The organism is Pseudomonas sp. GW821-FHT01C01, from assembly GCF_059422645.1.
On sequence record NZ_JBWKXF010000059.1, the window covers coordinates 25,708 to 35,661 of the forward strand.

The following is a 9,954-nucleotide window of genomic DNA, read 5'->3' on the forward strand; positions in this document are numbered from 1 at the left end:
TCTAAAAATGGGTTGGTTCTCCCCAATCGCCAAGGTTCGGGGATCGCGCCAGTGGGTTACCATGCGCATAATAAATTTCGTCCTGTTGGAAATTTAACATTCGAGACTCGATATATTTATGGGTCGTTGGCTTTAATGATTCATACCATTCAGGAGAAAGCGCAACGTTTTCACTGAGATCTAGTGCTGCATGAATTATGGCTATTGTTGGTGAGCCGGAATGTGCCAATGACTCAAAAAGTCTCAATGGAGCGTCATTGGCCGTATCGAGCCAGGAAAAAATTGCAGCGCTACCGGTTTTGAGAGGAATTATCGAAACCATTACATGAGATATTTCGACAGTCCTGTCTGACAGGTTTTGAAGCCGATTTCCGTTAAAGTCGGCGGTTGGTTCGACAGCGAAAGACGCTACTACCGACGGCGGCTGAGGGAAGATCAAAGCACGAGACACAAGCCTTCCCCAATCTTTGGCTATCAGTATTTCATCCAGTCGGCTCTTCAGCGCTTCAATGTCTGATGCGCTTTCGAGAATCTCTGAAAGATATTTTTCAGCTTCTTCTGAAAGCTGTAATTCTTCTTTGATGCCATGCATCGCTGCGTAGCGTTCGGGGGACGGGAAAGACTCAAACTGTTTTCGCTTGTAATAGCTTTCGCGAGCTACGGCTCGGTATGCGAGCATGAACAGTTGCTCGGAAGTAAATTCGAATGGCCGAGTTTCAATGCACGCGAATAGATCACGATCATGTGCGCGACAGAATCCATTGAAAACCGAAACATCTCTCAAGCCTTGCAGCTCAAGGTTCAGTGGAAATTTTGAGCGATCTCCACTCATGTTTCCACGCATAGCATAAACACGACCGTCTCTTGATATCGGTCTTAAAAATGCTTCGAGGGACAGGGTGTGCGCAGACACGATTGGTCCTTCATGATCTTGGTGCGGTGCAAGGCACACCTTACTCTGATAAAGCTTATTGAACTTCGTTATCTGCTGGCCTACGGCTCGTCGACGTTCGGCAGCTGCGCGCTCGGCTTCCTTCTGGCGATCTAACGCTTCCTGCACGCGTTCTTCTTTAGTGCCTCGTGATTTCGCCTGTCCCATTGCTCTTCCCCCAAACTCCCAAAAAGTTAGCAAATCATACAGCCGCGGCCCAGAAACTTGCTGCATCTGACATGGCGTGCGCACTCGTCCCCGGCCACGCCCTCGGTCCAAACGTGTCGGAGTTTCGGCACCCCTCTCAGGATTGCCCTGTGACCACAGCCACAGGGTTCTGCGAGAGCGGCCATTAACAGACCAAAGTTGACGAAGACGCCATACGCACCATTGAGGGGCTTAAGTTACAAAACTGCGAGAATTGAAGAGGCGATGGTGCTGATACTGGCGAGGTGGGGCAGTGCAGACAGCAGGGTCGAGACGACAGTCTTGCTGGGCTTCTGCGAAGCGAGGTTAGCTACTACTGCGTCCACTATTTCAGAGGCATCCTTTCGCTGAGTATCGTCAAGGGTGGATATCACCTGTCGGAGCGCGTCCACGTAGTCTTGCAGGTCATTACCAATCGTGACGGTATTCGTTGAATTGTCGACTGAGTCTTGGTTCACCCGGGCATTATGCCCGCTGATGTTGTACGTGATGCTTTGAACTCGTGCCTTGGCTTCAGGCACACCAAGCTTCCTGACGCGGAGCTCGTAATGAGGGGGGATACCATGGAACGCCTCATGGAAAACCGGATCGAGTACCTCGTAGGTTTCGATCGCGCCATTGGACATACGCCGCTCAATTAGGTCCCCAACCTCTACAACGACAGCAGGACTGTCCATGTGAATTAGAGGCGATTGAACTGACGCTTTAAGCCCTTCTACTTTGTCACCGTTCTGCTTCTGGATGGCGATCGTGTCGTTCATAAACTCTTCGAACATCTTTTGCTCCTTGCATGTGGTGAAAGCCTAATTGGTTTCACTCGATATCAGGCTGACACTACCGCTTTTCATCGGTTCAAGCCAGCCAACTGCTGGCTGGAGCTCAGTAACTTCGGGGGGATTTAGAGTGTCGGATACTCAAATACCCAGCATCTGGTGGTCTTGCCGGCAATGGGGCATTTCGACCTGGCGCGCGCAGTCGTCCCCCCGCCACGCCTGCGGGCTAAATGTGTCATTTTTTCTGCATACCTGCACCCAGCCCGAACCGGCCAAGGCTGGGGGCTGCATACGCGATTGTGGGGTGGAAAAAGCCTGCGGAACCCTGCACCGAGGGTGGGATTCCGGTGAGGGGCTGGATGCTCTGCAGTTACATGGAAGGGGGGAGGTCTGAGAAAGAGTAATTTCAGTAACTGTGTTGAGCTTTCAGTCTGGAGGCCACGTATTCCGTGGGCTTGAGGATTACAAAAAAGGAGTAACAGTGGAGTAACTGAAAAAGTAATTAATTTGTAAAACATTGATTTGTAAGGCTTTCAGTGTGATGAAGGATTACATTTAAATAGAGTAATCAGATTACTTCAATATTACTTCAATATTACTTAAAGATTACCTTTTCCACCTCAAGAAAAACCTATGTATTTCAAAGGCTTACGACTGAAAAGCGAGCAAGGTTACTGATGTTACTCTTTTTTTTGCCCCCCACTAGATTTTGGAAATCAGACCTCTATACGGGTGATGCGCACGCGTACTGAGGTGCACATTGATGTCCGTGGGAATGGCGTGGGAATAATTTCGTGCGCCCGGCACCGCTGGAGCCCTTGTAAACCGGGGGTATTGGCGGCGCGATCGAGGGTGCGGGCACTTTCGAATCTCTCCTTCACCGCCACATTCTGAAACCCTCGCAAATCAATGGTTTGCGGGGGTTTTTATTTTTAGTTGTACTATTCATTACATCCCGCGTTCCGTCACTCCGATCTATACCCTTCGCCGTCCCGTTTTCTTGGTTTCGCTCGCAAATCCCCTCGGTAGCTACCGTCAGTCAGTTCGCACCTCGTAGACATCACGCACATGGGTTCACTTGATCTTGTGAAATGGTAAATCATGTCGCCCATAGGGTGAATTATGTCACTCAAAAAGTGCCTCTAGGCCATGTCCCGCGTGTCTCTTCTACGTTAGTTTAAATCGCTCTAGCGCATAGTCCTTACCTGCCAAGGTAAGTTCAAAAGTGGTGGCGCCGAACGTACCCCGTGTCACTTTTTGCTTCACAAGACGTTTGGCTTGGAGTTGCTTTAGACCGTCTTCAACTTCCAACTTGCTTAGTGAGACAAGTTTGCAAACCGAGTCTAAATTTGCAATTTTTCTAAAATTTGCATGATAGGCTAAAGCTTCCATCAGCAGCGTTTGGTTATCTGTCAACTGAGGAAACTGAGGGTTGTTCATTTTGTAAACTTTTCGCTCTATCTCGTGTAGCTCGCCGTAAGCTCCGTCAGTGGTGCGGTAGTAGTAAATCGCTACAGTCAGAGTGCTGATTAAAGCCGCGATAATCATCAGCAGCGACCAATTCGGTATTGGCGTTTCTAAGAGAAGCCAGTTCCACGTACGTAGCAGCCAGCCCTTGGTATTTGCTAACAACGTCAGGTCGAAGTAAGCGTCGAGCAGCTTTGTGGCAGATACCAAGGCGAAAAGGAAACCTCCAGTCGAGTAGGCCACAGCCTTGAAAGTGAAGGGGGAATGATTGCCTTCTGCTGCCATGCGACTCGTCTCCAGTGTAGAGAACCGGTGTCATTAGCATAGCAGTGGAAAAGTGGCACTCAGGCATTGGCATTGACGCGGATGGGGGAGGGATTATTACAGGTAGGAGGGCACCCCCTCGCACAGATGTTGCGCAACTTTTCGGGTTAACAACCCCGCTCGCTGAATGTGCATCGACGTCTGGGGACGTGCCCAGCCAAAAGTAAGGCCAACAAGGCAGTGAACAGCTAAAAACGTAGCAAACGTAACGCCTTACGCAACTCTCGGGGATTGCCTACAACTCCGGCGAGAGTCCCGCCCGATATTCTGCTTACTGTGCACAACACACCCTTCCACACGAAAACGCCGCTTTCCCGTTCTGGATAAGCGGCGTTTTTTCAGTGAGTGTTAGAGGCTTCTCCAGCGCATCAGCGATGTCATTCTTCCACCGGCCCCACCCGACAAAGAAGCCAAGCCCTACCAGGTGCGTAACGCCCGGCCTTTCCTTGAACAAGCAGGAGCTACCCCGTGAACGTAATGAACTACAACGGCTACTCAGCCAGAGGGGGGGCGCACGCCTTCATGGCGGTCTCGGTCGGCATGCAGGTACAGGTAGTTTTTGGCGCTTGAGTTTGAGGCAGGGCAAGCAAGAGGTTTCTCCGCGCAAGCAGTGACCAAGCCGATCCGGCTGTTAGACTGCCCAATCTCTTCGAACGGAATCGACATTATGCTCAATCCTCGCGCCAGCTTTCACGGTGCAGCCAAGGTCATCGCGGCTGTGTCGATTGTTGCCATGTCATCACTGGCCCTCGCATCCACCCCTGCAACTTTTCCCGACGCTCAAGCCAGCGACCCCGCCAGGCTGGGCTGGATGGTCGGCTCTCCACCCCCCGCTGATCGCACCGTGCGTTTTGAAGACGGCAGCTATTTCCAGTTCCCGGCAATGCGCTGGAGTGTTTCGAATTTCCGGCAACTGATGCCGACGATCAATGTTTCACGAGGCCTGGGCGCACCGGTTCCATTGGAGATAGCGCTACGCAAAGACATCGACGGGATCAGTTTTGTCCCGCTTGGCGCCAAGGCTCCGATGACCTGGGAGCAATCCCTTGCGGCCACTTACACCGATGGCATTGTGGTGATGCACCGCGGGAAAGTTGTCTACGAGCGTTACTTCGGCGTCTTGAAACCGGACGGCCAGCACGCCGCGATGTCGGTGACCAAGTCTGTGGTCGGCACATTGGGAGCCATGTTGGTGGTGGAGGGGCGTCTCGATGCCAGCAAGCGGGTTTCCGAATATGTACCGGAACTGAAAGATTCTGCATTTGGCAGCGCCACGGTGCGGCAAGTGCTCGATATGACCACGGGCCTCAAATACAGCGAGGACTATGCGGACCCGAACGCCGAGGTCTGGGCCCATGCCAAGGCGGGCAACCCGTTGCCCAAGCCCAAGGGTTATGACGGCCCTCGCAGTTACTACGAGTTTTTGCAGACGGTGCAACCGCAAGGTGAGCACGGCAAAGCATTCGCCTACAAAACCGTCAACACGGATGTCCTTGGCTGGGTCATTGCTCGCGCCACTGGTCGGAATGTCGCGCAGCTTTTGTCGGAAAAAATCTGGAGTCGATTGGGGGCGGAACAGGACGCCTTATTCACCGTGGACTCCATTGGCACGCCGTTCGCCGGTGGTGGCTTGAATACGGGGTTGCGGGATCTGGCGCGGTTTGGCGAGATGCTGCGCAACGGTGGCCGGTTCAACGGTCAGCAGATCGTGCCAGAGGCAGTGATCGACGATATCCGTGGTGGCGGTGATAAACAGGCTTTCGCCAAGGCGGGGTACTCATTGCTCAAAGACTGGAGTTATCGGTCGATGTGGTGGGTGACGGACAAGGCGGGCGGGGCGTTCATGGCGCGTGGGGTTCATGGGCAGCGCATCTATGTCGACCCGAAGGCCGAGATGGTCATTGTCCGCTACGCATCCCATCCGGTAGCCGGCAACTCGGCCAATGATCCCGTCACCTTGCCGGCGTTTGATGCGTTGGCTGAATCTCTGAACAGGAAGTAACACCCATGATCACCACCACAACCCATTCCATTGAAGGTCGACAAATAACTGCCTACCTGGACATCGTCAGTGCCGAGTCGGTGCAAGGGATCAACGTCGTTCGTGACGTGTTTGCCGGGATGCGCGATTTTTTCGGCGGACGCTCCCAGACACTGGAGCGAGCGTTGAAGGAAGCACGCATTCAGGCCACCGATGAGATCAAGGAGCGAGCGCGGGCGCTTCAGGCGGACGCGGTGGTCGGGCTTGATTTTGAAATCAGCATGCCGGCCGGCAAGGGCGGGATGGTCGTGGTGTTTGTGACCGGGACTGCGGTCAAGCTCAGGTGAGTCGACGAAGGCCATTCGTCGGGGATGGGGGAATCTGAACGGCAAGTCCATTAGTGACCGGCTAGTCTGGAAAACCTTGGCGATCGATATTTCTTCAGGCAAAGGGCTTGCCGGTGTCGATCCCGTGTTTACGAGGGGTGAAGAGATGGCTGATCCGTATATCGAAGACGACGGGGCTGAATTTCCCATCAACAACTATGTGCAGTGCGGCCAGACCCAGTATGTGGCCAGTTTCGGTGAAGATCAGACAGAGGTCGACAAGATCAAAACCAGAGCGTGCCGGGTACTGAAGGGCAAGTTTTTACCCAAGGTTACGGCACCGGTCAGGAAGTAATTGACCTGCTAACGAACCCCGCCTTCGAGCGGGGTTTTTCATGCCTGAGGGGGGTATGACAAGTTTTTTAAAGGGGATTTCTTTCACAAAGTTTTCACAGCACCCTCCGTAGTCTCGGCTCATCCGTTAGAAAGCAACACCTGGCCCGTTTCCCCAGCGGGCTTTTTTTTGTCCGTCATAAAACCTTTTCCAAAAATGCTGTCCAACCGTCGCCAATCGCGAAGTTGGACGGGTGTGCTGGACTTTATCCGCGCAAAAGCATTCAATCTCGCCCCCTTTTTGTTTACCCCTATTTTTTGAGGTTTTTGTCATGCGTTTAACTCTGCCTGCTCTGGTTCTGGGGCTTCTGGTTGCTCAAGGTGCAATGGCTGGTGACGGCACTGCCGCGTTGGGCGGTGGCTTGGGCGGCGCATTGGGTAACGTAGTCGGCCAGAAAATGGGCGGCAGCACTGGCGCAGCAATTGGTGCGGGCGTCGCTGGCGCGGCAGGCAGCGCAGTTGCCGCCAAAAAAGGTCATCGCACCAGCGCAGCCATCGGTGGTGGCGTCGGCGCGGCCGGTGGTTCGGTGATCGGTAACAGCCTCGGTGGCAAGTCCGGCGCCACCATCGGTGCAGGTCTTGGCGGTGCATTGGGCGGCGGTGTGGGTAGCAACCTGGCCAACGGTCACAAGCGTCACTGATCCTGATTGTGCGTTTAAAAAAGCCCGGCTTGATGCCGGGCTTTTTCGTATATGAACGATTTACGCAGCAGTCGCTCAAATCCTTCAAACCCCTGAAGAATGTGAGGCGTACCATGATCCCGAAAGCCAGCGACAAAAAAAACGGAAGCCTGAATGCTCGGCGATTGATGTTGCCAGCGATTGTTTTTGGATTGCTGGTTTCTCAGGTGGCGTTGGCAGGAGGTAATGGAGATGCCGCGGTAGGCGGTGGTCTGGGTGGGGTGCTGGGCAATGTTGTTGGTGGGCAGGTGGGTGGCAGCACGGGGGCTGCGATTGGCGCGGGTGTCGGCGGCGCGGCCGGTAGTGCAGTTGCCGCGCCTAAACACAGTCGTACCGAGGCGGCGATAGGCGGCGGTTTGGGCGCGGCGGGTGGATCGGTGGTTGGCAACAGTCTCGGAGGTTCGACCGGATCGGCCATCGGTGCAGGCCTGGGCGGTGCAGCCGGCGGTGCAGTCGGCAATGATCTGGGGAGTGACAGCGGCCATTCCCATTCCGGCGGTGGTCATAAACACTCGAACAAGCACCACAAGAAGCATCACTAGTTGAGCGAGGCATACCATGACTCCGGAAACCGAAGGCAAGGAAGAAAAAGGCCCAAGCGGACTGCCGTTTATCAACGATCCCGGCAATGAAGATCCGGGATCGCTGATGGATGATGCGACGGTGCCGCTGAACGATGCTGATGATGCGGGCGATGTGGGGAATATTGAGTTTGGAGATGAGGAAGAGGAAGAGGACGAAGATTGACTGAGCTTTGTTGCTGGGTTGAACGGCTGTCACCCTGATCGAACGCGTTTATCACCCTGTCCTCGAAACATTAGGGCCTGTGGTTCAGGCCCTTTGACCCGTCTGCCGAATGATGCAGGTGTAGGGCAAACTCAGTAGTTGCAAGCTATTCGTTGTCCCCAAAAGAACTTATCCATTGGCGCCTGAAAGCTCTCTGTTCTGATATGTCATGAGTGATGTCCTGATCTTCAAAATCAAAGATGCCAACGATTTGATCAAAGGTGGCTTTTTCTCCCAGCTTCACCTCATAGGCAATAGCCCCGTTACTCATCTGAGAGCACATACTCGATGGATAAACGTTGATTTTTGCTCCTTTGCAAAGAAATTTTATCTCAGGGAAGTCTCGTCTAATTTGAGCCAAACATTCAAATAGATCATGATCAGTATAGGCTTTTTTGAATCCATTTTTTCTAATGAATGTTAGTGAAGTATAGGTTTATATTAGAATTGCGGTTTCGATGGTATCGCCTACCTGTAGTTTTATTTTGATTTTTGCCATTTGTGGTTGCTGGCCTTTTAGCCTGCTAGAGTCGAGTGAAGATTTGTTTGATGTGTGTCTCGGTATTTATAGATTGCAGATTCGTCTTTTAGTCAGGTCTTAAGGATTCGATCCATTTTTTATAGAAGGTTTTTTGTTCTTCAATACTGTTAGTTATGTCTTTGTCTTCGTAGTCAAAGATTCGGACTATATTTTCTTCTTCACTGGGCTTTCCGAGTTCGACCTCGTATGCGACTAAACCCTTAGACATCTGAGAGGACATTCGCGAGGGGTGGACATTTAATTTTGCTCCCTTGCATAAAAATTTTATATTAGGGTAATCAGCTCTTAACATACCAAAGCATACATAGAGGTCGTAGGCTGAATAGGTTTTTTGGGTGCCGTCTTGCATTGTAAATGTGAGGGACGGCTTCCTTCTGTCGCACTCAATTGTGGCTGTTTCTATTGAGCCTTGAATGTTGATTGTTATCTTGATTAGCTTAATTTTTTTTCTGCAGGAATTAGCGTTGCGTACCGACTCTGTCCGCATTTAGTACTACTGTGCCGGTGTGATGTTAATTACTCCTCAGTCGTGTCGGTATCAATCCATCTCATAAAGAAGTCTTTCTGAACGCTAGGGTCATTTGTGAGATTTTCTTCTTCATAATCGAAGATGCTCACTACGTCAGTTCTAAGTGCATTTTTTCCAAGCGTAAGCTCATACGCTTTGACGCCTTGTGTCATCTGTGAGGACATAGTCGAGGGGTGTACATTTATTTTTGCCCCTTTGCAAAGAAATGTTATTTCAGGGTGGTCTTTTCTTGCATTGCCGAAGCATTCATAGAAGTCGCTCCCGGTGTACGATTTTTTGTAACCATCCTCCATGGAGAGGGTGATTGTCAGTGTCTCTGAGTCGCATATAAGCTTGGCTCGTTGACGTATTTTGTTTGTGATGATAAATATTTCTACAGTGTCCATTTACTACTTCCTGTTCGGATTTAAAATGCTGTGATCAGCGAATTTTCCGCTAGCGCTAACTGGGGTTACACCAATAATATCTTCTTTTTTTATTCCACCTTGGATGGCTACCTCCCGCTCACTTGAGAACTTGTATTTTTTTCCAAGCTCTTTTTTTAAATCTCTTCCTGGGATCGGTCGAATTGTATAAAGGAAACCGCCTCGCATCCTGTATCTGGTCGCAAAATCGATCCCGACTTCTCTGTCTGGACTAGTGCTCACAAAGTTGCTAGGAGGCTTATCGCTGTCAATGGAGTGTAGTAGTAAGTCGTTGCTTGGCCCCTTGGGCTTAAATCCATGTTCAAAAATTTCATCTGGATGACGGTGGTCTCCACGATATAAATATTTTTCCTCTGGATAAATAGGAAGTTGCGCATCTCCCTCCTCAACTCTTGCCCTTCTCGCTGGATCCTGCTCTCCCAACGAAGGCTTCTTGCACTCATCCCCACCCGGACAATCCGCCAACCCCAACGGATCCACCCACCCCGTCGGGTTGCGGGTGTACCGATACGGGTTCAACCCACCCGCCAGCTTGACCGGGTCCGGCGTCAGGTAGCGGCCGAGGTCCGGGTGGTAGTAGCGATGGCGGTT

Annotated in this window: 12 protein-coding genes; 6 read left to right on the top strand and 6 right to left on the bottom strand. The window is 51.7% G+C overall.

Translation table 11 applies throughout. The features are described from left to right. Position 1: 1 nt before the first annotated feature. The 3 genes from AC07XF_RS25195 to AC07XF_RS25205 all read right to left on the bottom strand — a co-directional run bounded on the left by AC07XF_RS25195 (position 2) and on the right by AC07XF_RS25205 (position 3,663). The gene (locus AC07XF_RS25195; protein ID WP_495028651.1) at positions 2–1,165 is read right to left on the bottom strand and encodes a hypothetical protein; all 1,164 of its coding nucleotides are present in this window, start codon (positions 1,163–1,165) and stop codon (positions 2–4) included. A gap of 170 nt (positions 1,166–1,335) precedes the next feature. Next, complete coding sequence (locus tag AC07XF_RS25200; RefSeq protein WP_495028652.1) at positions 1,336–1,914, bottom strand: hypothetical protein; 579 nt, start codon at positions 1,912–1,914, stop codon at positions 1,336–1,338. A gap of 1,164 nt (positions 1,915–3,078) precedes the next feature. Then, complete coding sequence (locus tag AC07XF_RS25205) at positions 3,079–3,663, bottom strand: hypothetical protein (RefSeq protein ID WP_495028653.1); 585 nt, start codon at positions 3,661–3,663, stop codon at positions 3,079–3,081. Positions 3,664–4,435: 772 nt separating this feature from the next. Here AC07XF_RS25205 and AC07XF_RS25210 point away from each other — a divergent pair. From AC07XF_RS25210 to AC07XF_RS25235, 6 genes are all read left to right on the top strand, one after another. Next, a complete protein-coding gene (locus tag AC07XF_RS25210) occupies positions 4,436–5,704 on the top strand; it encodes a serine hydrolase domain-containing protein (RefSeq protein ID WP_495028659.1) in 1,269 nt (422 codons plus the stop codon). A gap of 5 nt (positions 5,705–5,709) precedes the next feature. Next, positions 5,710–6,030 carry a YbjQ family protein gene (locus AC07XF_RS25215; RefSeq protein ID WP_495028654.1) on the top strand — a complete coding sequence of 107 codons (321 nt, stop codon included), beginning with the start codon at positions 5,710–5,712 and terminating at the stop codon, positions 6,028–6,030. 145 nt (positions 6,031–6,175) lie between these two features. Further along, positions 6,176–6,364 (top strand): hypothetical protein, encoded by a 189-nt coding sequence (locus AC07XF_RS25220; protein WP_033063424.1) that lies wholly within the window; start codon positions 6,176–6,178, stop codon positions 6,362–6,364. A gap of 310 nt (positions 6,365–6,674) precedes the next feature. Next, a complete protein-coding gene (locus AC07XF_RS25225) occupies positions 6,675–7,043 on the top strand; it encodes a hypothetical protein (RefSeq protein ID WP_007988063.1) in 369 nt (122 codons plus the stop codon). A gap of 113 nt (positions 7,044–7,156) precedes the next feature. Then, the gene (locus tag AC07XF_RS25230) at positions 7,157–7,624 is read left to right on the top strand and encodes a glycine zipper domain-containing protein (RefSeq protein WP_495028660.1); all 468 of its coding nucleotides are present in this window, start codon (positions 7,157–7,159) and stop codon (positions 7,622–7,624) included. A 16-nt stretch (positions 7,625–7,640) separates the two neighbouring features. Next, on the top strand, positions 7,641–7,829 hold the full coding sequence (locus tag AC07XF_RS25235; protein ID WP_495028655.1) for a hypothetical protein: 189 nt from the start codon (positions 7,641–7,643) through the stop codon (positions 7,827–7,829). Positions 7,830–8,455: 626 nt separating this feature from the next. On the opposite strand, the gene AC07XF_RS25240 is transcribed toward AC07XF_RS25235, so the two are convergent. From AC07XF_RS25240 to AC07XF_RS25250, 3 genes are all read right to left on the bottom strand, one after another. Beyond that, positions 8,456–8,851 carry a hypothetical protein gene (locus AC07XF_RS25240; protein ID WP_495028661.1) on the bottom strand — a complete coding sequence of 132 codons (396 nt, stop codon included), beginning with the start codon at positions 8,849–8,851 and terminating at the stop codon, positions 8,456–8,458. Between the two features lie 74 nt (positions 8,852–8,925). Further along, positions 8,926–9,324 carry a hypothetical protein gene (locus AC07XF_RS25245; protein WP_495028656.1) on the bottom strand — a complete coding sequence of 133 codons (399 nt, stop codon included), beginning with the start codon at positions 9,322–9,324 and terminating at the stop codon, positions 8,926–8,928. Between the two features lie 3 nt (positions 9,325–9,327). After that, positions 9,328–9,954: RHS repeat-associated core domain-containing protein (locus AC07XF_RS25250; RefSeq protein WP_495028657.1), on the bottom strand; the 627-nt coding region annotated here is incomplete at its 5' end.